21 protein-coding genes and 1 riboswitch are annotated in these 25,301 nt (G+C 66.7%); of the genes, 10 read left to right on the top strand and 11 right to left on the bottom strand.

The window, feature by feature from the left end; all coding sequences use genetic code 11:
• Nucleotides 1-4: 4 nt before the first annotated feature.
• Nucleotides 5-2,659, bottom strand: a complete 2,655-nt coding sequence (locus SKC41_RS01845) for an ATP-binding cassette domain-containing protein (RefSeq protein WP_330976063.1) — start codon at nucleotides 2,657-2,659, stop codon at nucleotides 5-7.
• Between the two features lie 76 nt (nucleotides 2,660-2,735).
• Nucleotides 2,736-3,950 carry an NADH:flavin oxidoreductase gene (locus tag SKC41_RS01840; protein ID WP_330976062.1) on the bottom strand — a complete coding sequence of 405 codons (1,215 nt, stop codon included), beginning with the start codon at nucleotides 3,948-3,950 and terminating at the stop codon, nucleotides 2,736-2,738.
• Nucleotides 3,951-3,989: 39 nt separating this feature from the next.
• On the opposite strand from SKC41_RS01840, the gene SKC41_RS01835 reads away from it, so the two are divergent.
• Both SKC41_RS01835 and SKC41_RS01830 read left to right on the top strand, forming a co-directional pair.
• The gene (locus SKC41_RS01835) at nucleotides 3,990-4,835 is read left to right on the top strand and encodes a bifunctional methylenetetrahydrofolate dehydrogenase/methenyltetrahydrofolate cyclohydrolase (protein ID WP_330976061.1); all 846 of its coding nucleotides are present in this window, start codon (nucleotides 3,990-3,992) and stop codon (nucleotides 4,833-4,835) included.
• A complete protein-coding gene (locus SKC41_RS01830; RefSeq protein WP_330976060.1) occupies nucleotides 4,832-5,116 on the top strand; it encodes a DUF3017 domain-containing protein in 285 nt (94 codons plus the stop codon). Before SKC41_RS01835 ends, SKC41_RS01830 begins: the two co-directional genes overlap by 4 nt.
• Here the strand turns inward: SKC41_RS01830 and SKC41_RS01825 are convergent.
• A complete protein-coding gene (locus SKC41_RS01825; protein ID WP_330976059.1) occupies nucleotides 5,113-5,667 on the bottom strand; it encodes a DUF732 domain-containing protein in 555 nt (184 codons plus the stop codon). The two genes, SKC41_RS01830 and SKC41_RS01825, sit on opposite strands and share 4 nt — an antisense overlap.
• 270 nt (nucleotides 5,668-5,937) lie before the next feature.
• On the opposite strand from SKC41_RS01825, the gene SKC41_RS01820 reads away from it, so the two are divergent.
• From SKC41_RS01820 to SKC41_RS01810, 3 genes are all read left to right on the top strand, one after another.
• Nucleotides 5,938-7,380, top strand: a complete 1,443-nt coding sequence (locus tag SKC41_RS01820; RefSeq protein WP_330976058.1) for an FAD-dependent oxidoreductase — start codon at nucleotides 5,938-5,940, stop codon at nucleotides 7,378-7,380.
• A 133-nt stretch (nucleotides 7,381-7,513) separates the two neighbouring features.
• Nucleotides 7,514-8,878: an HNH endonuclease signature motif containing protein gene (locus tag SKC41_RS01815; protein ID WP_330976057.1), complete on the top strand. Its 1,365-nt coding sequence runs from the start codon at nucleotides 7,514-7,516 to the stop codon at nucleotides 8,876-8,878.
• A gap of 176 nt (nucleotides 8,879-9,054) precedes the next feature.
• Nucleotides 9,055-9,471, top strand: a complete 417-nt coding sequence (locus SKC41_RS01810; RefSeq protein WP_330976056.1) for a pyridoxamine 5'-phosphate oxidase family protein — start codon at nucleotides 9,055-9,057, stop codon at nucleotides 9,469-9,471.
• On the opposite strand, the gene SKC41_RS01805 is transcribed toward SKC41_RS01810, so the two are convergent.
• From SKC41_RS01805 to SKC41_RS01790, 4 genes are all read right to left on the bottom strand, one after another.
• Nucleotides 9,443-10,798: an MFS transporter gene (locus SKC41_RS01805; protein ID WP_330976055.1), complete on the bottom strand. Its 1,356-nt coding sequence runs from the start codon at nucleotides 10,796-10,798 to the stop codon at nucleotides 9,443-9,445. The two genes, SKC41_RS01810 and SKC41_RS01805, sit on opposite strands and share 29 nt — an antisense overlap.
• A 107-nt stretch (nucleotides 10,799-10,905) precedes the next feature.
• Nucleotides 10,906-11,640 carry a class I SAM-dependent methyltransferase gene (locus SKC41_RS01800; RefSeq protein WP_330976054.1) on the bottom strand — a complete coding sequence of 245 codons (735 nt, stop codon included), beginning with the start codon at nucleotides 11,638-11,640 and terminating at the stop codon, nucleotides 10,906-10,908.
• A complete protein-coding gene (gene metX / locus SKC41_RS01795) occupies nucleotides 11,637-12,785 on the bottom strand; it encodes a homoserine O-acetyltransferase MetX (RefSeq protein ID WP_330976053.1) in 1,149 nt (382 codons plus the stop codon). Before metX ends, SKC41_RS01800 begins: the two co-directional genes overlap by 4 nt.
• 10 nt (nucleotides 12,786-12,795) lie before the next feature.
• Nucleotides 12,796-14,133, bottom strand: a complete 1,338-nt coding sequence (locus tag SKC41_RS01790) for a bifunctional o-acetylhomoserine/o-acetylserine sulfhydrylase (RefSeq protein WP_330976052.1) — start codon at nucleotides 14,131-14,133, stop codon at nucleotides 12,796-12,798.
• A 174-nt stretch (nucleotides 14,134-14,307) separates the two neighbouring features.
• Nucleotides 14,308-14,429, bottom strand: a riboswitch (SAM riboswitch).
• 127 nt (nucleotides 14,430-14,556) lie between these two features.
• On the opposite strand from SKC41_RS01790, the gene SKC41_RS01785 reads away from it, so the two are divergent.
• Both SKC41_RS01785 and SKC41_RS01780 read left to right on the top strand, forming a co-directional pair.
• Nucleotides 14,557-16,803, top strand: coding sequence for an NADP-dependent isocitrate dehydrogenase (locus tag SKC41_RS01785; RefSeq protein WP_330976051.1), 2,247 nt, complete (start codon nucleotides 14,557-14,559; stop codon nucleotides 16,801-16,803).
• A 26-nt stretch (nucleotides 16,804-16,829) separates the two neighbouring features.
• A complete protein-coding gene (locus SKC41_RS01780) occupies nucleotides 16,830-18,059 on the top strand; it encodes an NADP-dependent isocitrate dehydrogenase (protein ID WP_330976050.1) in 1,230 nt (409 codons plus the stop codon).
• Between the two features lie 12 nt (nucleotides 18,060-18,071).
• Here the strand turns inward: SKC41_RS01780 and SKC41_RS01775 are convergent, their stop codons facing one another.
• Entirely contained in the window at nucleotides 18,072-18,917 is an 846-nt protein-coding gene (locus SKC41_RS01775; RefSeq protein WP_330976049.1) for an alpha/beta fold hydrolase, read from the bottom strand.
• A gap of 82 nt (nucleotides 18,918-18,999) precedes the next feature.
• On the opposite strand from SKC41_RS01775, the gene trpS reads away from it, so the two are divergent.
• A complete protein-coding gene (gene trpS / locus SKC41_RS01770; RefSeq protein WP_330976048.1) occupies nucleotides 19,000-20,031 on the top strand; it encodes a tryptophan--tRNA ligase in 1,032 nt (343 codons plus the stop codon).
• A 10-nt stretch (nucleotides 20,032-20,041) separates the two neighbouring features.
• Complete coding sequence (yhjD, locus tag SKC41_RS01765) at nucleotides 20,042-21,070, top strand: inner membrane protein YhjD (protein WP_330976047.1); 1,029 nt, start codon at nucleotides 20,042-20,044, stop codon at nucleotides 21,068-21,070.
• Here yhjD and nagA read toward each other — a convergent pair.
• From nagA to SKC41_RS01750, 3 genes are read right to left on the bottom strand one after another with little or no spacing between them, the layout of a single operon-like run.
• Complete coding sequence (nagA, locus tag SKC41_RS01760) at nucleotides 21,067-22,194, bottom strand: N-acetylglucosamine-6-phosphate deacetylase (protein WP_330978722.1); 1,128 nt, start codon at nucleotides 22,192-22,194, stop codon at nucleotides 21,067-21,069. The genes yhjD and nagA overlap by 4 nt on opposite strands.
• Nucleotides 22,185-23,522, bottom strand: a complete 1,338-nt coding sequence (locus SKC41_RS01755) for a sugar porter family MFS transporter (protein ID WP_330976046.1) — start codon at nucleotides 23,520-23,522, stop codon at nucleotides 22,185-22,187. Before SKC41_RS01755 ends, nagA begins: the two co-directional genes overlap by 10 nt.
• Nucleotides 23,519-23,848: a hypothetical protein gene (locus SKC41_RS01750; RefSeq protein WP_330976045.1), complete on the bottom strand. Its 330-nt coding sequence runs from the start codon at nucleotides 23,846-23,848 to the stop codon at nucleotides 23,519-23,521. The genes SKC41_RS01755 and SKC41_RS01750 overlap by 4 nt, the downstream gene beginning before the upstream one ends.
• Before the next feature lie 149 nt (nucleotides 23,849-23,997).
• Here SKC41_RS01750 and SKC41_RS01745 point away from each other — a divergent pair, with 149 nt between their 5' ends.
• Nucleotides 23,998-25,299 (top strand): MFS transporter, encoded by a 1,302-nt coding sequence (locus SKC41_RS01745; RefSeq protein ID WP_330976044.1) that lies wholly within the window; start codon nucleotides 23,998-24,000, stop codon nucleotides 25,297-25,299.
• Nucleotides 25,300-25,301: the final 2 nt, after the last annotated feature.

Genomic DNA, 25,301 nt, shown 5'->3' with positions numbered 1-25,301 from the left:
CAGTTCAGCGTCGTTTCAGCCGGATCTTCCACCAGACGATCGCGCTATAGCTTATGCACAGGACTCCGAGCATGGCCATATCGAACAGCCATGCGCTCTTGGTGTGATTCCAGTGCTGGTCTTTCGGGTCGGTCGGACCCGGTATCAGTCGATGCGTGTCGATCGTCGACGCCGAGGCCGCGAAGCCCCACCGCGCGGGCGTGACCCACGACAACTGGTCGAGCACGGCCCGGTTGGTCACCCAGATCATGCCGCCGGAGAACACCAGCTGACTCATGATCGACACCACCAGCATCGGCATGATCTGGTCCTGGGATTGGGCCAGCGCCGACAGTGCCATGCCGAGCAGTGCCGCACCCACACACGTCGCCGCCACGGTGACGAACAGTTCGAAGTTGACGTCGCCCAGGATCACGGCGTTGGAGATCGGCTTGCCCCACCCGATCACCGAAATGATCGTCGCGATCGCGGCCTGGACGATTGCGAACGTCGAGAACACCACGATTTTCGCGCCCATATAGGCGCCCGTCGAGAGGCCGACCGCCTGTTCTCGGCGGAAGATGGGTCGCTCACCGATCAGGTCCCGGATCGTCAGCGCGGTACCCATGAACACCGCACCGACGTTGAGCATCACCAGAATCTGGTCGGGCTGAGCGGGATTGTTGCCCAGCGGATCGGACATGCCGTATCCGCTGTTGCCGCGCACGGTGAGGGTCAGAATGCCGATCAGGAACGGCAACAGCGCGAGGAACACCGTGTAACCGCGGTCGGAGATGACCAGCCGTATCTGCCGGCGCGCGATCGTGGAGAACTGGCGAAACGCGTTGGCGTGCGGCGCTTCACCCAGATCGGCCGCCGGGCTGTGTTCGGACGGCACCTGCGGCAGCTGGTGCTGGTTTTCGGCCAGGAAGCGACGGTTGGCCTCATCCGGGTCGGCGCCCACCTTGGCGAAGATGTCGGCCCAGTTGGTGGTGCCCATCGCCGCGCCGATCTGGCTGGGCGGACCGAGAAACGCCGTCTTGCCGCCGGGGGCCACCAGCAGCAGCTGGTCACAGACGTCGAGGTAGGACACCGAGTGGGTGACCACCAGCACCACGCGGCCGGCGTCGGCCAGCTGACGCAGCATCATCATCACCTGCCGGTCCAGCGCCGGATCCAGACCGGTGGTGGGTTCGTCGAGCAGCAGCAGCGACGGGCCGGTGAGCAATTCCAGGGCCACCGAGGCGCGCTTGCGCTGGCCGCCGGAGAGTTTGTCGACGCGGGTTTCGGCGTGCTTGGTCAGCTCGAGTTCCTCGAGCACCTGGGACACCACCTGTTCGCGGTCGGCCTTGCTGGTGTCCGGCGGCAGCCGCAGCTCGGCCGCGTAACCCAGCGCCTGATTGACCGTGAGCTGGCGGTGCACGACGTCGTCCTGCGGGACCATCCCGATTCTGCTGCGCAGCGACGCATACTCGGTGTGGATGTTGTGGCCCTCGAAGGTCACGGTGCCGGAAGTCGGGCTGGTGTAGCCGGCGATCAGCCGCGACAGCGTCGTCTTGCCGGCGCCGGACCCGCCGATGATGGCCGTCAGGGTGCCGGGTCGGGCGGTCAGCGAGATGTGGTCCAGCAGCTGCTTTTTGCCCTGCTCGACGGTGTAGCAGACCGAGTTCACCTCGAGGCCGCCGGTGCGCGTCGCCGCTTCGGTGCGGCGCACCAGGGTGTCGCGGCTGAAGACGAGGTCGACGTTTCCGATCGTGACGACGTCGCCCTCGGTCAGCACCGCCGAGCCGGCGCGGACGCCGTTGACGAAGGTCCCGTTGATGCTGTGCGCGTCGCGGATCTCGGTGCCGAGCGCCGTCTGCAGCAAGAACGCGTGATGGCGCGAGGCCAAGACGTCCTGGATGACGATGTCGTTGTCGGTGGCGCGCCCGATCGTTTGCGCGCCGGCGGTGGGCTTTTGCATCGCGCCCGACCGGGACGGCAGCAGCGCCTGGAACATCTTGGTCGCCAGATTTCCCACCTCTGGCGCCGCTTTGTCCTCGGCGACAACCGGTGCCATCTGCGTTCGCGGTGCGGCAGGCATGGGCGGGGGAGGCGGGCTGCCGGGCGGCGGCGGGCCACCCGGGGGATACCCGGGCGGCCGCCCCAGCGACGTCGGATACATCGGTTGCCCCGGCGGCCCCGGCCGCTGGCCCGGCGCGCCGGGATGCGGACGTGGCGCGGGACCCGCGCCCCAGGTGGTCTGGCGCCCGGGTGGAGCGGCCAGCGGTTGCCCCGACGCCTGTGACGAAGGCCACGCCGTTCCGGCGGCCCCGGCCCCGACCGGGACGCCCATCGACTCGGTCCGCGGCGGACGCCCGGCCATCCCCTGATGCCGCCCGACCTCGAACGTCAGCAGCGGGCCGTCCGGGTTTCCGATGTTGACGCTCTGCCCGTCGTGGATATCGACGACCGGCACCCGCCTGCCGTTGGCGAAAGTTCCGTTGAGCGAACCGTTGTCGATCGCCAGCCACCGGCCCTGGTCGAAGCGCAGCAACAGATGGGCTCGCGAAATCAGGGGGTGCGTGATGCGCAAATCGGCCCGGAGGTCGCGCCCCACCACCACGTCGTGACCCGCGGCGAAGGTGCGCTCCGACCCGTCATGCCGGACGGTCAACGTCGGCGGGGCAGGTGGATTCATCGCCACAACTCTAGCTCGTGAACCTATTTCGCCATTTGCACCAACGCGGCACGTCGGGCCGGCTGTGGTCGCGCAATCAGCTGTTGTCGGGCGCTCCGGTGACGACGCAGCGGGTGCGCGTGTAGATCGTCGGCATGCACCGGTTGCAGTGCGTACACGCCGAATGGACGCTGTGCTGGGCGCCGTCGGCCACGAGCCGATTGATCAGGTCCGGCTCGGCCAGCAGCGCCCGGGCCATCGCGACGAATTCGAAACCCTCGGCCATCGCGAGGTCCATCGTCTCCCGGTTGGTGATGCCGCCCAGCAGGATCAGCGGCATCTTGAGTTCGGCCCGGAACAGTTTGGCGTCGCGCAGCAGATACGCCTCGTGGTAAGGGTATTCGCGCAAGAACTTCGTGCCCGTCATGCGCATGCCCCAGCGCAGCGGCGGCTTGAAGGCGCCGGCGAACTCCTTGATCGGCGCGTCGCCGCGGAACAGATACATCGGGTTGACCAGCGAGCTGCCCGCGGTCAGTTCGATCGCGTCCAGGCCACCGTCTTCTTCCAGCCACTTGGCGGTGATCAGCGACTCTTCGGTGGTGATGGCGCCGCGCACGCCGTCGGCCATGTTGAGCTTGGCCGTGACCGCGATCGGCGTTCCTTCGTTCTCCACCGCACGGCGAACGGCCATCACAATGCCGCGCGCCACCTTGGCCCGGTTCTCCAGTGAGCCACCGAATTCGTCGTCGCGACGGTTGATCAACGGCGACAGGAACGAACTCGCCAAATAGTTGTGGCCCAAATGAATTTCGACCGCGTCGAAGCCGGCTTCCATCGCGAACCGGGCCGCGTTGGCGTGTGCGGTGATCACGTCTTGGATGTCGTCGCGGGTTGCCTTCTTGGCGAAGCGCATTCCGATCGGGTTGAAGAACCGCACCGGTGCCAGCGCCTTGGCCTTGTTGGACTTGGCGTTGGCGACCGGACCGGCGTGGCCGATCTGCGCGCTGATCGCCGCGCCCTCGGCGTGGATCGCGTCGGTGAGCTTGCGCAACCCCGGCACCGCCTCGGGGCGCATCCACAGACCGTTGCCCTCGGTGCGTCCGCCCTGGGAGACGGCGCAGTAGGCGACAGTCGTCATGCCGACCCCGCCGGCAGCCGGCGCGCGGTGGTACTCGATCAGGTCGTCGCTCACCAGAGCGCCGGGAGTGCGTGCTTCGAACGTCGCGGACTTGATGGTCCGGTTGCGCAGCGTGATGGGACCGAGCGTTGCCGGGCTGAACACGTCCGGAATCTGGGGCTGGTCAGATGCCATGTCAGGAGACTAGACCCCCGACATGGAAGACTGTGAGGCGTGGGCGCAATCACACTGGACGGCAAGGCCACCCGCGACGAGATCTTCGTCGACCTCAAGGAACGAGTCGCGGCACTCACCGCGGCGGGGCGCACGCCCGGGCTGGCCACGATCCTGGTCGGGGACGACCCGGGCTCTCAGGCCTACGTGCGCGGCAAGCATGCCGACTGCGCGAAGGTGGGCATCACCTCGATCCGTCGCGACCTGCCCGCCGACATCTCCACGGCCAAGCTGAACGACACGATCGACGAGCTGAACGCCAACCCCGACTGCACCGGCTACATCGTGCAGTTGCCACTGCCCGAGCATCTCGACGAGAACGCGGCGCTCGAGCGTATCGATCCAGCCAAGGACGCCGACGGCCTGCACCCGACGAACCTGGGCCGGCTGGTGCTGAACAACCCGGCTCCGCTGCCGTGCACTCCGCGGGGCATCGTGCACCTGCTGCGCCGCTACGACGTCGTTATCGCCGGTGCGCACGTGGTCGTCATCGGCCGCGGCGTCACGGTCGGCCGACCGCTGGGCCTGCTGTTGACGCGGCGTTCGGAGAACGCGACGGTGACGTTGTGCCACACCGGAACTCGTGACCTACCGGCGTTGACGAAGCAGGCCGACATCATCGTCGCCGCCGTCGGCGTGCCGCACTTGGTGACCGCCGACATGGTTCGCCCGGGCGCCGCGGTGCTCGACGTCGGCGTCAGCCGGGTGGACGACAAGCTCACCGGCGACGTGCATCCCGACGTCTGGGAGGTAGCCGGTCACGTGTCGCCGAACCCGGGCGGCATCGGCCCGCTGACCCGCGCGTTCCTGCTCACGAACGTGGTCGAACTGGCCGAGCGGCAATGAGTTTGGCGAAGACCGCGGCAAAAGCCCAGTGGCCGATCCTGCTGGTCGGGCTGATCTTCGTGACGGCATTCGCGTTGGTGGGCGCCAACTTCTGGCGTCGCGGTTCGCTGTTGATCGGCATCGCCGTCGGTGCCGCCGCGATATTGCGTTTGGTGCTATCCGATGATCGCGCCGGCCTTTTGGTGGTGCGCAGCAAGGGCATTGACTTCATGACGACCGCGACCGTCGGGGCCGCGATGGTCTATATCGCCTGGACCATCGATCCGCTGGGTACCGGCTAGATCCCCGGGCCCGTTATCTGGGGCAGGTTGGGGACCGCGCCGCCCGGCATGTTCGGGATTGCACCCGGGATGTTCGGCATCACGCCGGGCAGGTTCGGCGTGCCGGGCATCATGCCGCCGGGCAGGTTCGGCATGCCGCCGGGCATCATGCCGCCCGGCATGTTGGGCATATTGCCACTGGCCAAGCTCGCCATCGCCTGCGGGCAGTACGACTGAATCGCGATCGTGGTGAACATCTGAGCCATCGCCGGCGACATGCCCTGGCGTCTGACGCTGGTAACGGCCCCGGCGAAGCTGCCGCCGGGCTGGGCCAGCATCGGGCAGATGGATTCGCCCACGGCCATTGCGTTTCCGGGCTGGCCGAAGTCGACGCCGGCGTGGTTCAGCGCGTCGATGAAGCTATCGTCGGCATTCGCGTCCGCCTCGGCCGGCGGTGAACCAAACGCCGCGGCGACGGCGAACAGCCCGGCCAGGGCGGTCAACAAGCGAACCGGCAGGGGTTGCTGACGAAACATCCAGACCCAACCATGCGCAGCTGCAACTGCTTTCATGACAGCTTCCCCATCTGTCGCGGAGTGCTCGGAAGGCACTCAAATCACTCTGGAAAGACTGATCTATGGCTGTCACGTTTACGACACGGGGAGATCAAGGTTTGCACACTATGCGTTTTGTGAGCGTGATGCTTCCGAAACATCGGTTATTGCGCGGAAAACGTTACAGGCGAAGGCGGATCGTGTCGGGGCCAATCGAAGCCACACTGTGATCCGACACATGCGCCGACACCGTGCCCTTCAGCGAGAAATGGTTAACAATTCGGCATCATGGATCGTGGCATCTCGCGCCAGGCGTTTCTCCGCGGCGCCGTTTCAATGTTGGCGACCGGCGCGGTGCTCGGGACCACGCGGGCTGCCGCCGACCCCGGCGCCGCCGTCGCGAGCTGGAACGGCTTGGCCTCCACCATCGGCGGCAGTGTCGTGCTGCCGACCAACGGCGCCCAATTTGCTTCCAGCAAACAGGTTTTCAACTCGTTCTACAACAACTCCAGCCCTGCGGCGATCGTCGCGGTGTCCTCGCAAGCCGACGTCCAGAAGGCGGTCGCCTTCGCGACGGCGAACAAGCTCAAGGTCGCACCGCGCGGCGGCGGCCATTCCTACATCGGGGCATCGAGCGCCAACGGCACGATGGTGCTCGACCTGCGCGGACTGCCGGGTGGCGCGAACCTCGACGGCGGCAACGTCACGGTGACCCCGGCGACGAATCTGTGGGCGCTACACCAGGCCTGCGCCGGCGCCGGTCGCGGGGTGCCGACCGGCAGTTGTCCCACCGTCGGTGTCACGGGGCTGACGCTCGGCGGGGGGATCGGCGCCGATTCCCGGCATGCCGGCCTGGCCTGCGACGCGCTGCAGTCGGCCACCGTGGTGCTTCCCAGCGGCGATGTGGTCACCGCGTCCGCCAACGATCATCCGGACCTGTTCTGGGCACTTCGCGGCGGCGGTGGCGGCAACATCGGGGTGACGACGTCGATGACCTTCGCGACCTTCCCGACCGGCGACGCCGACGTGATCCGGCTGGAGTTCGCCCCTTCGTCGGCGGTCCAGGTACTCGTCGGCTGGCAGAACTGGCTGAACGGCGCCGACCGAAACGCTTGGGCCATGGTCGATCTCGCGGTCGGCTCGGTCCAGCCCGACTGCCATATCCTGGCGACCTGCCCTGCCGGCGGTGCGCCCGGGGTGATCGACGCGATCAAGGCCGCGGTCGGTTTGCAGCCCAGTGCGGTGACCAACAAGACGATGAACCGAATGGACCTCGTGACGTATCTGGCCGGTGGCAGCTCGACATCGCCACCGCGAGGGTTCGTGGCCGGATCCGATGTGATCACCACCGTGAATTCTGCTGCGGCCCATGCCATTGCGGCCGCGATCGGGCAGTGGCCCGCGTCGGGCGGAAAGGCCTCGCTGCTGGTGGATCCGCTCGGTGGTGCCATCGCCGACGTCGCCCCCGGGGATTCGGCGTTTCCGTGGCGCAAGCAGTCCGCGGTGCTGCAATGGTACGTCGAACCCGCAGCCAACCAGGTCGCGGCCGCGACGCAGTGGCTGAGTTCAGCGCACCAAGCGGTCCAACAGTTTTCGGTCGGCGGTTACGTCAACTACCTGGAGCCCAACAGCCCGGCGTCGCGCTACTTCGGCTCGAATCTGTCGCAACTGACCTCCGTGCGCCAGAAGTACGACCCCAACCAGGTCATGTACTCCGGCCTGAAATTCTGACGACTGCGACTCGTTGCCCGCCTCGCCGCGCTAAATCGCCGTGAGCGCACACTGATGAAACCTCTTGTGTCACTGTGGTTTCAGCCGTCTCAGGGTGGGGTTTTTTGTCGGCGGGTGGGTTTAGTTTCGTTGTATGAGTTCGGGTGTGGTCGCGGATCGAGAGGCCGTCACGGCGGCCTTCGACGCGTTGGACACCGCCCTCGATACGGTCGCCGCACTCGATACGCAGATGCTGTGCACCCGCGAGCGCCTCGCGCTGCTGGCCCGCTACGAGAAAGTCCGGCGCCGCTTGTCCGTGGGCGAGCATCCGCTGATCAATGAGCTGGCACACGAAGCCACGCCGGCGGAGTTGGGGGGCAAACTGTGCCACGCGATCGCGGACTGGACGTTGATCAGCCGCGCCGACGCCGCCCGCCGGGTGCGTGAGGCCGCCGATCTGGGCCCGCGGCGCGCCATTACGGGTGAGCCGTTGGCGGCGGTGCTGGCTTCCACCGCCGCCGCGCAGCGCGAAGGTCAGCTGGGGCGTGACCACGTCGCGGTGATCCGGCGCTTCTATCACCAGCTACCCGGCTGGATCGACGCCGAGACCCGTGACTGCGCCGAGGCCGATCTCGCCAGGCTGGCCACCCAGTACCGCCCCGACCAGCTCGCCGGACTGGCTGACCACCTCGCCGACCTGCTCAACCCCGACGGCACCTACACCGACGACGACCGCGCCCACCGACGCGGCCTGACCCTGGGCCACCAGCAACCCGACGGCATGTCCGCCCTGACCGGCTGGCTGACACCGGAAGCCCGCGCCACCCTGGAAGCCGTGCTGGCCAAGCTGGCCGCCCCCGGCATGTGCAACCCCACCGACCACACCCCCTGTATCGACGGCACACCCAGCCAAGACGCCATCGATCACGACCCCCGCTCAGCAGCCCAACGCCACCACGACGGACTCAACGCCGCCCTGCGCGCGGTCCTGGCCTCCGGCGAGCTCGGTCAGCACAATGGGCTGCCCGCCGCCATCATCGTCTCCACCACCCTGCAAGAGCTCGACGCCGCCGCCGGCCACGGGATCACCGGCGGAGGCACCCGGCTGCCGATCAGCGACGTCATCCGCCTGGCCCGCCACGCCCACCACTACCTGGCCATCTTCGACAAGGGCAAAGCTGTTTCCCTGCATCACACCAAACGACTCGCCTCACCCGGACAACGAATCGTGTTGTACGCCAAAGACCGTGGCTGCACCGCACCGGGCTGCACCGTGCCCGGCTACTACTGCGAAGTCCACCACATCACCGACTACGCCACCTGCCACAGCACCGGTATCGACAACCTCACCCTGGCCTGCGGCCCGCACCACCGCCTGCTCCAACCCCACGGCTGGACCACCCGACAACACCCCAACGGCGACACCCAATGGATCCCACCACCGCATCTCGACCACGGCCAACCCCGCACCAACACCTACCACCACCCCAAACGAATGCTCTACGACCTCGACGAGTAGCGACGCATAACCGCGACGGAAGTCTATGTGCGCCAGGCATTTCGGGCGACGCAGTAATGATTGCCGCCGAGAGTGCTTTGGATATCAGTCGGGTGTCACCCACGCCGACTAAGCGATCCGGCCTTCGCGCGCCGTCTCAGCAACCACGCCGAATCCCGATCGGGTTAGGCTGAGCCATGCCTGCAGACGATCCGGTGACTGTGCTCAGCGAAGAAGACAGCTGGGACTTGCTATCGAGCGCGGCATTAGGCCGTTTTGTCGTCGTCACGAACGGCCGCGCCGAGATCTTTCCGATCAACTACATCACCCAGCGCCGGACGCTGGTCTTCCGAACTGCTACGGGTACCAAGCTCTACCAGGCCGTCATGAGCGACCAGATAGCTTTCGAGGCCGACGGCTACACCGACGTCGAGGGGTGGAGTGTGATCATCCAGGGCAGGGCACACCTGCTGACGGCCGCCGACGAGATCCTCGACGCCGAGGAAGCGCCGTTGCTGGCGTGGCCGGCAACGGTGAAGCCCCACTTCGTCCGGGTGGTGCCGATGGAGATCTCCGGGCGCCGGTTCAAGTTCGGCACCGCGCCGGTTCGGTAGTAGCCGTCAGGACCTCGGAAGCCATCGCCGTCGCGACATCGCGCGGGTAGGTACGCCGGGCCACGACCAGCAACAGCCCCGCGGCGACGATCAGCATGACCAGCATGATCAGGAAGGTGTCGCCCAATGCGCCGGGGGTGCCCCCCAGCGCCGTGGACACCCCGCCGAAGGCCACCGGCGCCAACCCCGTCGATACCGACACCAGGGTGCTACGCACCGCCTCCGCGGTGCCCCACAGCCGTGAATGGACGATGTCCAGCCTCGCCGCATTCAGCGGCGGGTTCACCCCGCCCATCGCGGTCCCCGCGAAGAACGCGAATACCAGCGCCAACAGCAGGCTGTCCGCGAGCAGTGTCGGAAGGATGAACACCGCCGCGGCGAGAAAAGCCGCCCCGCCCACCACAATCCGTGCGCTGATGTGACCCCGATGGGTCAGCCGGTCGGCCAGGCGTCCGGTGGTGAGCACGCCGGTCAGCGCACCGACCCCGAGGACGGCGATCAGCATGGTCGCCACCGACTGACCGATCTCAAACCGGCCGCACAGCAGGGCGACACCGAACGTGCTCAACCCGGTGGAGAAGAAGTAGCCGAACGAGGATGCCGCGATCAGAACGACATTGGTGCGGATCGAGAGCACCCAGCGCAGTTCCCGCCAGACCGAGCGGCGCGGTCCATCCGTCATCCGGTCGCCGAGGCGGCTGCCACGCGACGGTTCGCGCAGCAGCGTCCCCACCGCGACGCTGAGGACGAGACCCACCACGGCCAGCCAGCCGAAGCCCAGCCGCCAGCTGACGGCACCGAGTTCGCCCGCGACCAGCAGCCCGATGGCCGTACACGTGCCCTCGCCCGCGAGGACGAGCCCGTAGACGCGACCGCGCTCAGCCGGTTTGAAGTAGTCACCGACCAGCGAGGCGACCACGGGCCCGGATACCGCGATCCCGGCGCCGAGGGCCACCCGGCACCCGAGCAGCCAGCCGTAGTTGGGGCTGGCCGCGCTCAGCGCCATCGCCGCCGAACACAGCAGCAGCGCCGTCCACAGCAGGCGCACCCGCACCGTGCGGTCGGCGAGCGGTCCGGCCACCAGGGTGGCCACGGCGCCGACGCCGGTCGACACGGTAACCAGCAGGCCAACCTGAATGTTGTTGATGTGCAATGACCGCGTGAGTGGGACAACCAGTGCCCCCACGGTGCCGGCGTCGGCGCTTTGCAGCCCAACTACCAAAGCCAGCAGCACGATTGGCTTCCATCGCGGGGCACGCTGGGGATCCGCAACTTTCGCGGCTGGATAATCCTGTACCGCGGAGGCGTACTCTGCGGCCCTAGGCACGAGCTCAAGATACCCTGCGCGACATCATCGTTCGCTGCGACGATGGGCGATTTGCGACCCGCGCTCAACTTTAAGATGGAGTTCGGTTGTTAGATGTCCCGGATTCGTCAGCCGGCCAGCGTCGCCCGGATGCAGACGGTGACGTAAGGCATCGCCAGCCCGGTCGAATTCGCCAGCGCCGGGTGAGTGGCCAGCAGCTGACGAACCTGGTCGAGGGTCTGCGTACGAACCTCGGTCGGCGAAGTGATGCAGTAGCTGCGCGAAGCCACCAGGTCGATCAATGCTTGCGGCGTAAGGTAATTCGTCCACTCCACCTGATGACGCTGCCGCTCGGCAAACGGCGCCGGCAACGTCACGTCGAAACGACGGCCGTCGCCATCGCTTCCGATGATCTCACCGAGTTCCCGCACCCAGCCGAGCCGCTCGTCGCGGGTGTTCCACACCAGGCCCAGCCGTCCGCCGGGACGCAATACGCGGGCCACTTCGGGAATCGCTCGTTCCGGGTCCACCCAGTGCCACGCCTGGGCGACCAGCACCGCATCAACGCTGTTGTCCTCCAACGGAATCTCTTCGGCGGTGCCCAGCACCGCACGAGTTTCCGGCAGCGAGGCGCTCAGCACTTCGAGCATGTCCGGAATCGGGTCCACCGCCACCACGTCGAGGCCACGTTCCACCAGCCTGGTGGTGAGCTTGCCGGTGCCCGCGCCCAGATCGAGCACCTGGCGCGCACCCCGCGGCAACAGCCAGTCAATCGCCTCGGGTGGATACGATGGGCGGCCACGCTCGTAGGCTGCGGCCGCTGAGCCGAAGGACAGCGAGCGGTCGTGCCTCGACCGGGTCACCGCCGACCCGCACCTTCGTTCGCGGCCAAATCCAGTGTCTCGCGGATCAATTCGCCCACCGCCTCGGTCTCCACCAGAAACCCGTCATGCCCGGAGATCGAGTCGACGACCTGTAGGCCGCTGCAGCCGGGCAGCAAGTCGGCCATCTCCTGCTGCAAGCGCAGCGGATACAGCCGGTCGGAGGTGATGCCGCCGACCACGGCCGGCACCGGACACCTGCGCAGCGCCTTGCTCACCCCGCCGCGGCCTCGGCCGACGTCGTGGCTGTTCAGCGACTCGGTCAGGATTACGTAGCTGCTGGCGTCGAAACGGGCCAGGATCTTGTCACCCTGGTGTTCCAGGTAGCTCTGCACCGCGTAGCGCCCGTCGCCAAACGGGGGGGCCGGGTCCTCGTCGCTCTGGCTGTCGTTGGCGAACCTGTTGTCGAGCTCGACCTCGCCGCGGTAGGTCAGATGCGCGAAGCGCCGGGCGATCGCCAGTCCGGCGTCCGGGGACAGGCCGGTGTCGTGATAATCGCCGCCTTGCCAATTCGGGTCTGCCTTGATGGCCGCGATCTGGGTGGTCTGGGTGCCGATCTGGTCGGCGGTGGCACGCGCCCCGACCGCCAGCAGCAATCCGGCCCGAACCCGCTCGGGGTGGCCGACCATCCATTCCAAAGCCCTTGCGCCGCCCATGGATCCGCCAACGACGGCGGCGACCTGGTTTATTCCCAGCGCGTCCAGCGCGGCGATGTCCGCCTCGACCTGGTCGCGCACGGTGATCAGCGGGAACCGGGAACCCCATGGCTTGCCGTCTCGGGCAAGCGAACTCGGCCCGGTGGAACCACGGCACCCGCCCAGCACATTGGTCGCGACCGCGCACCAGCGGTTGGTGTCGATCGGTGCGCCCGGCCCCGCGATTCCGTCCCACCAACCGGGGGTGGGGTGCCCCGGCCCGGCCGGGCCGGTGATATGGGAATCGCCGGTGAGAGCGTGCAGTACCACCACGACGTTGTCGCGCGTCGGTGACAGCTCGCCCCAGCGCTGCACGGCGATACAGACGTTGTCGATGACCGCGCCGCTTTCCGTGGTCAGCGAGCCGATGTCGACCAGGCCGACCTCGCCTTCGGCGGGCAACGTTTGCGTTGGGACGTCGGAGATCGTCATGTCAGAGTCCCTAGAAGGCCGCCACGGAATGCGGGTCAGAGCTCTTCGGGACGGCGGCGAACCCGAGCTCGAGGTCGGCCAGGATGTCGTCGATGTTCTCGATGCCGACGGCCAACCGCACCAGTCCCGGCGTGACGCCGGTGCTCAGCTGCTCGGCGGGGGACAGCTGGGCGTGGGTGGTCGACGCCGGGTGAATCACCAGCGACCGCACGTCGCCGATGTTGGCGACGTGGCTGTGCAGTTGCAGCGCGTTCACGAACGCCTTGCCGGCCTCGATCCCGCCGGCCAGCTCGAACGCCAGCACGGCACCGGTTCCCTTGGGCGCCAGCTTCTTTGCCCGCTCATGCCACGGCGAGCTGGGCAGCCCCGCGTAGTTGACCGACACCACGCCGTCGTGGCCCTCGAGGAACTCGGCGACCCGTTGCGCGTTGGCGACGTGGCGCTCGATGCGCAGGCTCAGCGTCTCCAGACCCTGGGCCACCAGGAAAGCGTTGAACGGCGACGCCGCGGACCCCAGGTCGCGCAGCAATTGCACGCGCGCCTTCAGCGCGAACGCCGGCGGTCCCAGCTCGGCGAATACCACGCCGTGGTAGCTCGGGTCGGGTGTGGTGAACCCGGGGAAGCGGCCCTGCGTCCAGTCGAAGGTGCCGCCGTCGACGATGACCCCGGCGATCGCGGAGCCGTGACCGCCCAGGTACTTGGTCGCGGAGTGCACCACGATGTCGGCGCCCTGCGTGAACGGCTGGATCAGGTACGGCGTGGCGATCGTGTTGTCGACGATCAGCGGTACACCGTTGGCGTGGGCCACCCCGGCGACACCGGGGGTGTCCAGGATGTTGATCTGCGGATTGGAGATCGTCTCGGCGAAGAAGGCCTTGGTGTTGGGTCGCACCGCCGCCTGCCACGAATCCAGGTCGTCGGGATCCTCGACGAAGGTGACCTCGATGCCGAACTTGGGCAGCGAGTAATGGAAGAGGTTGTAGGTGCCGCCGTAGAGGCGAGGGCTGGACACAATGTGATCGCCGGCACATGCGAGGTTCAATATGGCGAATGTCTCAGCGGCCTGTCCGGAGGACAGGAACAGTGCGGCGACGCCGCCTTCGAGTGCGGCGATCCGCTGCTCGACGACATCGGTGGTCGGGTTGCCGATCCGGGTGTAGATGTTGCCCGGAACCTCGAGTCCGAACAGGGCGGCGGCGTGGCTGGTGTCGTTAAAGACGTACGAGGTGGTCTGGTAGATCGGCAGGGCACGGGCGTTGGTGGTCGGGTCGGGTTGCTGGCCGGCGTGAACCTGCTTGGTTTCGAACGACCAATGCGCGGTCGGATCGCTGTCGGTATCGGCGCTCATGAGCGGGGCTTTCTGCTGGAAGGGGACGTATCGAGGTGCTGGTAGCCGCCCGGGACGCCTGCATCGAAGACGCCGGCCGGGGGCCGGTGGTTCAGCACCGACACACGAACAGACGCGGATGAGGAGGGTGACTGCACATCACGTTCCCTGTCTACTCAGGGGCCCGTCATGGCGGACCCGCGCTTGCCGGATAGCCGGTGCTATGGCTACTCAACCTGGTCATCACCCGGGGCACCCCACCGCGGTTGGAGGGTTGCCGGCCAGCAAGCCGGGGCTTGATGCTGGCGCTCATGACCAATACGAAGACTATCTTACCGAGCCGACCGGATGCCAACGGCAGGTCGACACCTGCTCAAACGCCCTTGATAACGTGGCAAGGACAACGCTGAGCCCCCCAAAATCTGATCGGGAGAGGGACCGTCCGTGAGCGCCGATAAGCCGACCGTCATCTACACGCTGACCGACGAGGCGCCGTTGCTGGCGACCTACGCGTTCCTACCGATCGTGCGGGCCTTCGCCGAGCCGGCCGGCATCGAGATCAAGACGAGCGACATCTCGCTGGCCGCCCGGATCCTCGCCGAGTTCCCCGAGCACCTGACCGAAGAGCAGCGGGTGCCGGACAACCTGGCCGAACTGGGCCGGCTGACCAAGCTGGCCGACACCAACATCATCAAGCTGCCGAACATCAGCGCCTCGGTGCCTCAGCTGGTGGCCGCGATCAAGGAGCTGCAAGGCAAGGGCTACAAGATCCCGGACTTCCCGCAGAGCCCGAAGACCGATGAGGACTCCGAAATTCGCGAACGCTATTCGAAATGCCTTGGTAGCGCGGTCAACCCGGTGTTACGCCAAGGCAACTCGGACCGTCGCGCGCCGAACGCGGTCAAGGAGTACGCGCGCAAACACCCGCACAGCATGGGGGAGTGGTCTCAGGCGTCGCGTACGCATGTCGCGACGATGAAGCACGGCGACTTCTACCACGGCGAGAAATCGATGACGCTGGATCGCGGGCGCAGCGTGAAGATGGAGCTGGAGACCAAGGGCGGCAAGAAGATCGTGCTCAAGCCCACGGTGTCGCTGCGCGACGGCGACATCATCGACAGCATGTTCATGAGCAAGAAGGCGCTCTGCGAGTTCTACGAGGAGCAGATCGAGGACGCCTACGAGACCGGCGTGATGTTCTCGTTGCACGTCAAGGCCACGATGATGAAGGTCTCCCACCCGATCGTCTTCGGCCACGCGGTCAAGGTCTTCTACAAGGACGCCTTCGCCAAGCATCAGGCGCTGTTCGACGAGCTCGGCGTCAACGTCAACAACGGTTTGGTCGATCTGTACAACAAGATCGAGTCGCTGCCGGCGTCGCAGCACGACGAGATCATCCGTGACCTGCACGCCTGCCACGAGCACCGTCCCGAACTGGCCATGGTCGATTCGGCCAAGGGCATCAGCAACTTTCACTCGCCCAGCGACGTGATCGTGGATGCGTCGATGCCGGCGATGATCCGCGCCGGCGGCAAGATGTACGGCGCCGACGGACGGCCGAAGGACACCAAGGCCGTCAACCCCGAGTCGACGTTCGCCCGCATCTACCAAGAGATCATCAACTTCTGTAAGACCCACGGCGCCTTCGATCCGACGACGATGGGCACCGTCCCCAACGTCGGCCTGATGGCCCAGCAGGCCGAAGAGTATGGCTCGCATGACAAGACGTTCGAAATCCCCGAAGACGGCGTGGCCAACATCGTCGACCTCGACACCGGTGACATTCTGCTGAGCCAGAACGTGGAAGCCGGCGACATCTGGCGCATGCCCATCGTCCGGGACGAACCGATCCGCGACTGGGTCAAGCTGGCCGTCAACCGCGCGCGCAATTCGGGCATGCCGGTGGTGTTCTGGCTGGACCAGGAGCGTCCCCACGAGAACGAATTGCGCAAGAAGGTCAACACTTATCTTGCCGACCACGACACCGAGGGCCTCGACATCCAGACCATGTCGCAGGAACGTGCCATGCGGCACACGATCGAACGCGCCATGCGTGGGCAGGACACCATCGCCGCGACCGGAAACATCCTGCGCGACTATCTCACTGACCTGTTCCCGATCCTGGAGCTGGGCACCAGCGCCAAGATGCTGTCCATCGTGCCGTTGATGGCCGGCGGCGGAATGTACGAAACCGGGGCGGGCGGTTCGGCGCCGAAACACGTGCACCAATTGGTCGAGGAGAACCATCTGCGCTGGGACTCCCTTGGCGAATACCTCGCTCTCGGAGCGTGTTTCGAAGACATCGGGATCAAGACCGACAACGCGCGCGCCGAGATTCTGGCCAAGACGCTGGACGCCGCGATCGGCAAGTTGTTGGACAACAACAAGGGTCCGTCACGCAAGACCGGCGAACTCGACAACCGGGGCAGTCAGTTCTATCTGGCCCTGTACTGGGCCTCCGAACTTGCCGCGCAAACCGACGACGACGAGCTGCGCAAGCACTTCGCCTCGCTGGCCGACTCGTTGAGCAAGAACGAGGAATCCATCGTGGCCGAAATGGCCGGGGTACAAGGCGAACCGGTCGACATCGGCGGTTACTATCAGCCGGACAACGAGAAGACGACTGCCGTGATGCGGCCGAGCAAGAAGTTCAACGAGGCGCTGGCGGCTTCGCAGGGCTCCCAAGGCTAGCGAGCCGCGAGGAGGGTCGGGCGACGATGCCTAACGCACCCAAGATCAAAGTCAAGGGCACCGTAGTCGAGCTCGACGGTGACGAGATGACCCGGGTCATCTGGAAGATGATCAAAGACATGCTGATCCTTCCGCACCTCGACATCAACTTGGACTACTACGACCTGGGCATCGAACACCGAGACCGCACCGACGACCAGGTGACGATCGACGCGGCGTATGCGATCAAGAAGCACGGTGTGGGTGTCAAGTGCGCCACGATCACCCCCGACGAGGCGCGCGTCACCGAGTTCAACCTCAAGAAGATGTGGCTTTCGCCGAACGGGACGATCCGAAACATACTGGGCGGCACCATCTTCCGCGAGCCGATCGTGATCTCGAACGTGCCTCGCCTGGTGCCGGGCTGGACCAAGCCGATCGTCATCGGCCGTCATGCATTCGGTGACCAGTACCGGTCGACCAACTTCAAGGTCGAGAAACCCGGCACTGTCGCAATAACTTTCACGCCCGCCGACGGCGGCGAGCCGGTTGTGCACGAGATGGTGGACATCCCCGAGAACGGTGGCGTCGTGATGGGGATGTACAACTTCCGCGACTCCATCCGCGACTTCGCCCGGGCGTCATTCGCTTACGGGCTCAACGCCAAATGGCCGGTCTACCTGTCGACGAAGAACACCATCCTCAAGGCCTACGACGGCATGTTCAAGGACGAGTTCCAGCGCATCTACGACGAGGAGTTCAAGGCGCAGTTCGAAGCCGAGGGCCTGACCTACGAGCACCGGCTGATCGACGACATGGTGGCCGCCTGCCTGAAGTGGGACGGCGGCTACGTCTGGGCCTGCAAGAACTACGACGGCGACGTCCAGTCCGACACCGTCGCACAGGGTTACGGCTCGCTGGGGCTGATGACCTCGGTGCTGATGACGGCGGACGGCAAGACGGTCGAGGCCGAGGCCGCGCACGGCACCGTCACCCGGCACTACCGGCAGTATCAGGCCGGCAAGCCGACGTCGACCAACCCGATCGCCTCGATCTTCGCCTGGACGCGGGGACTGCAGCACCGCGGCAAGCTGGACAACACGCCCGCCGTCATCGACTTCGCGCAGAAGCTGGAATCCGTCGTCATCGCCACGGTCGAGAGCGGCAAGATGACCAAGGACCTCGCCATTCTGATCGGCCCCGATCAGAAGTGGCAGCAGAGCGAGGAGTTCCTCGCCTCGATCGCCGAGAACCTGAACAAGGCTTTAGCCGGATAGGCGCGGGCCTGACTAGCCGGTGGATTGCTGCGTGCGCGAGTCCGCCCGGCTGCACTCCTCGAGGAATCCGGTGATCACCTTGGTCACGCGTTCGGGCGCCTCGAACATCGGGACATGCCCGACGCCGTCGAGCTTGGTGACCTGGTGACTGTCCTTGGGCAGCTGGTTGGTGAAGTGCCGGCTGAACCTGGGTGCGGGCAGGATCCGGTCCTTTTCGCAGACCACCAGGTGGGCCGGAACGGCGTTCTGGGCGACCTCCCGCAGGCCGTGCAGCAGCGTCGCCTTGACCAGCAGCTGGAAGTAGGCGGGGCAGTGCGCGACGTCGTCGATAATGGCGGACAGCTGGCGCTCGCTGACGCCGTCCGGTTTGGCGCTGATCGCGTAGGTGGCCAACTGCCGGCTGAACGGTAGGTGCAGCACGCGCGGCCCGAACGCCCAGGCGGCCACCAGCAGCGGGATGCCGAGGATGAACTTGGCGATGACCTCGAACTTCGCCGGGGCCCAGCGCGTCCATCCGCCGGCCGGGGCGATGCCGGTGACGCTGCGCGCGCGCCCGCGCCGCTCGAGCTCGAACGCGACCCAGCCGCCCAGCGAGTTGCCCACGATATGTGCGGTTTCCCAGCCCAGCTCGTCCATCTGCTGCTCGACGTGGTCGGCGAGCACCGACGAGCTGAGAAACCAGGTCCCGGCCGACGGTCCACCGTTGTGACCTGCCATGGTCGGGGCGAATACCTCGTAGCGGCCGGTGTCCGCCAGCTGCCGCGCGACGTCCTCCCAGACCGTCTGGGAAAGCAGGAACGGATGCAGCAGTAGGACCGGCTCCCCAGAACCCAGGTGGATCGGATCGCGAGTCGTCATACAGCCGACATTAAAGGCGGTACCGCCGGTACCGCAAGCGAGGGCGCGGCGGGGAAAGCGCGCGTGAAAAGATCGGGACATCATGAGCACCACTACCGGACCCAGCCGGATCTTCTCCGGCGTGCAGCCCACGTCTGACTCGCTTCACCTCGGCAACGCGCTGGGCGCGATCACCCAGTGGGTGGGCCTGCAGGACGACCACCCCGACGAATACGAAGCCTTCTTCTGCGTGGTCGACCTGCACGCGATCACCGTCGCGCAGGACCCCGAGGCGCTGCGCCGCCGGACCCTGGTCACCGCCGCCCAGTACCTGGCGCTGGGGATCGACCCCGCCCGCAGCACCGTCTTCGTGCAAAGCCAGGTGCCCGCCCACACGCAGCTGGCCTGGGTGCTGGGCTGCTTCACCGGCTTCGGGCAGGCATCGCGGATGACGCAGTTCAAGGACAAGTCGCAGCGGCAGGGCACCGATTCGGCCACCGTGGGGCTGTTCACCTATCCGGTGCTGCAGGCCGCCGACGTGCTGGCCTACGACACCGATCTGGTCCCGGTGGGTGAGGACCAGCGCCAGCACCTCGAGCTGGCGCGTGACATCGCCGAGCGGTTCAACAGCCGCTTCCCGGACACCTTCGTGGTTCCCGACATGCTCATCCCGAAGGCCACCGCCAAGATCTACGACCTGGCCGACCCGACGTCGAAGATGAGTAAGTCGGCGGCCACCGATGCCGGCTTGATCAACCTGCTCGACGATCCGGCGTTGTCCGCCAAGAAGATCCGCTCGGCCGTGACCGACAGCGAACGCGAGATCCGCTTTGATGTCGAGGTCAAGCCGGGCGTATCGAATCTGCTGACCATCCAATCGGCGGTCACCGGAGTCGACATCGACAAGCTTGTCGACGGCTACTCCGGGCGCGGCTACGGCGATCTGAAGAAGGAGACCGCCGAGGCCGTCGTCGAATTCGTCACCCCGATCAAGGCCCGCGTCGACGAATTGACGTCGGATTTGGCCGAATTGGAGGCCGTGTTGGCGGCAGGCGCGCAGCGTGCCGACGAAGTGGCCGGAAAAACGATCCAGCGGGTCTACGATCGGCTGGGGTTTCTTCCGCGACGGAGGTAGTGCGCTCAACATGGACGAGCCGGCCAAGCCTGGAATCCTTGACCGGTTGCGGGCCCGGTTCGGATGGCTCGACCATTTGCTGCGTGCCTACAAACATTTCGACCAGCGCAACGGCGGCTTCTTGGCGGCCGGGCTCACCTACTACACGATCTTCGCGCTATTCCCTTTGCTGATGGTCAGTTTCGCGGTCGTCGGTTTCATACTGGCCCGAGATCCAAAGTTGCTCGGCACCATCGACGGCCATATCCGCGACGCGGTCTCGGGCACACTCGGACAGCAGCTGGTGGACTTGATGAACTCGGCGATCAACGCGCGCGCATCGGTCGGTGTGATCGGTCTGGCCACCGCTGCGTGGGCCGGTCTGGGCTGGATGTCGCACACGCGCGCGGCGGTGACCGAGATGTGGTGGGACGAACCGATCCAGTCGCCGGGCTTCCTGCGCGACAAGCTGTCCGATCTGGTCGCGATGGTGTCGACGTTCGTGGTCATCCTCGCGACCGTAGCGCTCACCGCACTAGGGCACGCGGCGCCGATGCGCGCGGTATTGAAATGGCTTGGCGTACCGGATTTCTCGATATTCGGCGAGATCTTCCGGTTCCTCTCGATACTGGTGTCGCTGCTGGTGTCGTGGATGCTGTTCACCTGGATGATCGGCCGGCTGCCGCGACACAAGGTCAACTTGCCCAACTCGGCGCGCGCCGGCCTACTCGCGGCGATCGGCTTCGAGCTGTTCAAACTGGTGGCCTCGATCTACTTGAGCGTCGTGCTGCGCAGCCCGGCGGGTGCGACGTTCGGGCCGGTGCTGGGCTTGATGGTGTTCTCCTACATCACCGGGTATCTCGTGCTCTTCGCCACGGCCTGGGCGGCCACGCTTTCCAACGACCCGCGCAGCAAGTACGCTCCGCCGCCGGCGCCCGCGATCATCGCTCCGCGCGTCCTGCTCGACGAGGGGATCAGCACCCGGCAGACGCTGACCGCGATGGCGATGGGAGCCGTTGGTGTGCTGGCCTTTTCCCGGCTGACCCGGTGGCGGCGTTAACGCCAGACGCCCTGCGCCATGACGGCCGTGACGCGCAAATCGCGATCCAGCACCACGAGATCGGCGTCGAAGCCGGCCTCCAGCGTCCCCACCCGCTCGAGCCCGAGCGCTCGCGCCGGTGTCGCGGAGGTCATCTGCGCCGCGGCTACCAGCGCGGCATCGGCGTCCGGGCCGAGCCGCGAAACCGTGCCGAACAGCCGGTCCATCGTCGCGGTGCTGCCGGCGATCGTCGACGTTGCGTGCACCCGGGCCACGCCCGACTCCACGTCGATGCGCACCGCGCCGAGCTGGTATGCGCCGTCGTGACATCCGGCGGCGGCGATGGCGTCGGTGATGACGGCGACCCGCGCGGGCCCGGCCGCCCGGACGACCGCGTGCACCGCGGCCGGGTGCACGTGCACACCGTCGGGGATCAGCTCGACGATCACATCGGGATGTTCCAGCAGCGCGAGGGCCGGCCCGGGCGCGCGGTGGTGCAGCGGCGGCATCGCGTTGAACAGATGCGTGCCGACCGTGGCGCCCAGGGCGATCGCCTGTCGGGTGCGCTCATACGTCGCGTCGGTATGCCCCACGGCGACAACAACACCCGCGTCCAGAAAGCGCCGAATCGCCTCGCTGGCGCCGGACCGCTCCGGTGCCAGCGTGACCATCCGGATGGTGCCCTCACCGGCGGCCAGGACGTCGTCGATCTCGGCGGGCTCGGGATCGCGCATCTGGGTCGGATCGTGGGCTCCGCATCGTGCCGTCGACAGCCACGGCCCCTCCAGGTGGATGCCCGCGACGACGCCGGATCGGGTGGCCTCGGCCAGCGCGCGCACTGCCGCGATCAGCTTGTCGGGCGAGGTGGTGACCACACTGGCCAGTGTCGTGGTGGTGCCGTGACGCTGGTGGAACTGCGCGGCTTCGGCGATGTGCTCGGCGTCCAGGTAAGAGGCCCCACCACCGCCGTGCACGTGCATGTCGATAAATCCGGGCACCACAAGGCAATCCGGGAAATCTCGGTCGGGCTGCCCGGGGGGCGCACCGGCCCCGCAGGACAGAATCCGGGCACCGTCGATCTGTAGCCATCCCGGCCGGCAGACCTGGCCGTCGAGGATGACGGCGCCCGCCCGGATCAGGTGCACGGGTCTTCCCACCGGCCGCCGTTTTCCCAGAAGCGCCGGATTTCCTCGAGCTGTCGCCCCTTGGTCTCCGGCGCAAACTTGTAGACGAACCCGAACGCGACCACGGCCAACACCCCGAATGCCGCGAAAGTGCCTGCGCCGCCCAAGGAATGCAACATGGTCAGGAAAACCGCCGCGACGATCGCGTTAGCGATCAAGTTGGAGGTCAGCATGGTGCTCGAGCCGATCGACCGCAACCGGGTGGGGAAGCTCTCGCTGGCGTACACCCAGCCCAGCGAGCCGAAACCGAGGGTGTAGCCGATGATGAACAGCAGAATGCCGGCAAACCCGAGCGCCGCGCCACCGGAGCCACGGGCGAACACGACCGTCAGCACGATGTCCGCGACGATCATCATGGCGATGCCGCACAACAGGATTGGTCGCCTGCCCACGCGGTCCACGAGCGTCATCGCGGCGCCCACCGCAGCCAAACCGGCGACCTGCACCAGTGCCGGCAGGCCCAGCAGCGCGAAGTTGCCGGTGAATCCCATGGCTTCGAATATCCGGGGGCTGTAGTAGATGATCGCGTTGATGCCGGTGATCTGGAGCAGGAAGCCGAGCGTGATGACGAACACGGTGGCCCGGAGATACGGCGGTCGCAGCATCTCGGCGATGCCGCCAGTCCCTTCGCCCAACGCCCGGCCGACCTCGGCAAGCTCGTCGTCGGCGTTGGCGGCGGGCTCCACCAGCAGCAGCGCGCGCCGGGCGTCGTCGACCCGCCCTTTGAGCAGGTACCACCGGGCGGTGTCGGGCAGCCGAATCACCAACGGCAGCAACAGGATCACCGGCACCGCGGCCAGCCCCAGCATCCAGCGCCAGCTGTGGCCGCCGGCCAAGCCATAACCGGCGAGGTACCCGACGATCAGGCCGCTGACGATCGCCAGTTGGTAGGTCGTCAGCAACGCGCCGCGTACCGCCGCCGGAGCTGATTCCGCGATGAACACCGGGACGACCACTACCATCACGCCGATGGTCGCGCCCAGCAGCAGCCGTGCCGCCAGCAGCATCGGAAACGACGTCGAAAACGCGCCCAGCAGTGCGAACGTCGCGTAGGCGACCAGGATCAGCACGATCGATTTCTTGCGGCCGATCGCATTGGCGAGCACACCGGCTCCGAGCGCTCCGATGATCTGCCCGATCACCGCCATCGTCGTCAGCAGTTCTTGTTGGGATGTGGTGAGGGCGAAATCTTCGGTGATGAACAGCTGCGCGCCGGCGATGATGGACAGGTCGTACCCGTAGATGAGACCGACGCTGGCGCCGGTGAGCCCAATGCGCGGACCTCTCAAGTGATCGGCGCCCGATCGCGCAGCAACTCGATGACACGGTCTGGGTCGTCGGGCGTGATGCACGGCCGCACGTGTCGGCCGAGCTCGAGCACGATCAGGATCTGCTTGCCGGCCCGGCGGATATCGAGGGGAAACCAGTAGCGCGGGTCGCCGGCGCCCCAGACGCGGCCCTTGCCGGAATTCCAGGTCATCTCTTCGGTCTTGATGGCGCGGATCTCGCTGTAGGGGATCCGCTTGGCCCCGGCCAACGGAAAGTAGTAGCGCCGGATGGTAATTCCGTCCTCGTCGAGCCGCAGGCCGGAATCCTCGTATAGGGCTTCGCTCACCCGCACGACGGTGCCACAGCAAACATTGGCGGTCAACGCTGGCGCGCATCGATCCCGAGCTGTCCACCGATCGGGGGACAAACAATTCCACCCACGGCACCCGATCGGAGGATGTTAGTAATTCTTGACCAACCTTAGATTTTGTTGTTATGCCCGTCGCACTGGTTCCCGCCCCCGAGGCGCAGCCGCGCGTGTTCGGGCGGCTGCTTTCCCAGGGCACCTTCTACACCGCGGGCATGCAACTCAGCAATGGCACCGTGATACTGCCGTTGATCTGCGTACACCAGGGTCTGAGCTGGGTGGCAGCGCTGCTCTTTCCGGCCTTCAGCCTCGGCGACATCGTCGGAAACTCGGTGTCTCCACTGGTGCTGCAGCGAGTGGGCCAGATGCGGCACCGGCTGCTGGCCGTGATCGTGGCCAGCGTGGCCGCGCTGACCCTGTGCGACGCGCTGATTCCCTGGCGCGGCGCCACCACCGCGGTGGTGTTTCTGCTGACCTGCGCGGTCGCGGGAGTTCTGCTCGGGGTCGCCGGCGTCGCCTACCCCGACATGGTCTCCAGCAAGCTGTCCGGTACGCGGCGCGGCGAGCTTTTCCTGTTCCAGAGTGCCATCGGGTCGGTGCTGGCCACCGTTGTCACGCTTGTCGTCGTGCCGCTGCTGGCCCACGGCAACGAGATGGCGTATCGCCGCGATCTGTTGTGGCTGGGCGCGGTCGGGCTGGCCGGTTCGGCCATCGCGGCGCTCTTCGTCGGCCCGGTGCGGTCCACGTCCATCACCACCCGGATGTCGATGCGTGACACCTACCGGGAGGGCTTCGCGGTCGCCCGGTCCCAGCCGTGGTTTGGCCGGTACATGGTCGCCTGCCTGTTGTTCGGCCCGGTCACCCTGGGCACCACCTTCTACGCCCTACGTACCGCCCACCACAGCCGCAGCCTGCATGTGCTGGTGATCCTGTCCAGCATCGGACTGGTCTTCGGGTCGCCGCTGTGGCGCAAGGTTTACCGCTTCTTCGGGGTGCGCGGCATGATGCTGGGCAGCGCGCTGCTCAGCATCGCCGCCGCCACGCTGACCCTGACGGCCGAAGTCTGCGGCCAGTGGACCCACATCTGGGCGTACGGCACGGTGTTCTTGCTGGCGACGGTGGCCGCCCAGGCCGTCTTCGCCGCGGCGATCTCGTGGCTCAGCCTGGTCGCCGAGGAGTCGCACCGCGGGACACTGATCGCGTTCAGCTCGACGGTGGTTGCCGTCGAAACCATGGCACTGGCAGCGGTGCTCGGGAACATCGCGCAGAACCACTCCACCATTTGGCCCGACGTCGTGGTGCTGATCCTGGCCATCGGCGCCGCGCTGGCTTCGCTGGGCGCGCCGCCGTCGGAAACACGGCGTACGGTCACTCCTCTTCGCCGGTCCTTCCCGGCCGTCTCACCGGCGGTGAGCCTGCAGGCCGCCTAGCG

This window comes from Mycobacterium sp. 050128 (assembly GCF_036409155.1).
GTDB lineage: Bacteria > Actinomycetota > Actinomycetes > Mycobacteriales > Mycobacteriaceae > Mycobacterium.
This window is presented reverse-complemented; position numbering and strand designations above follow the sequence as displayed.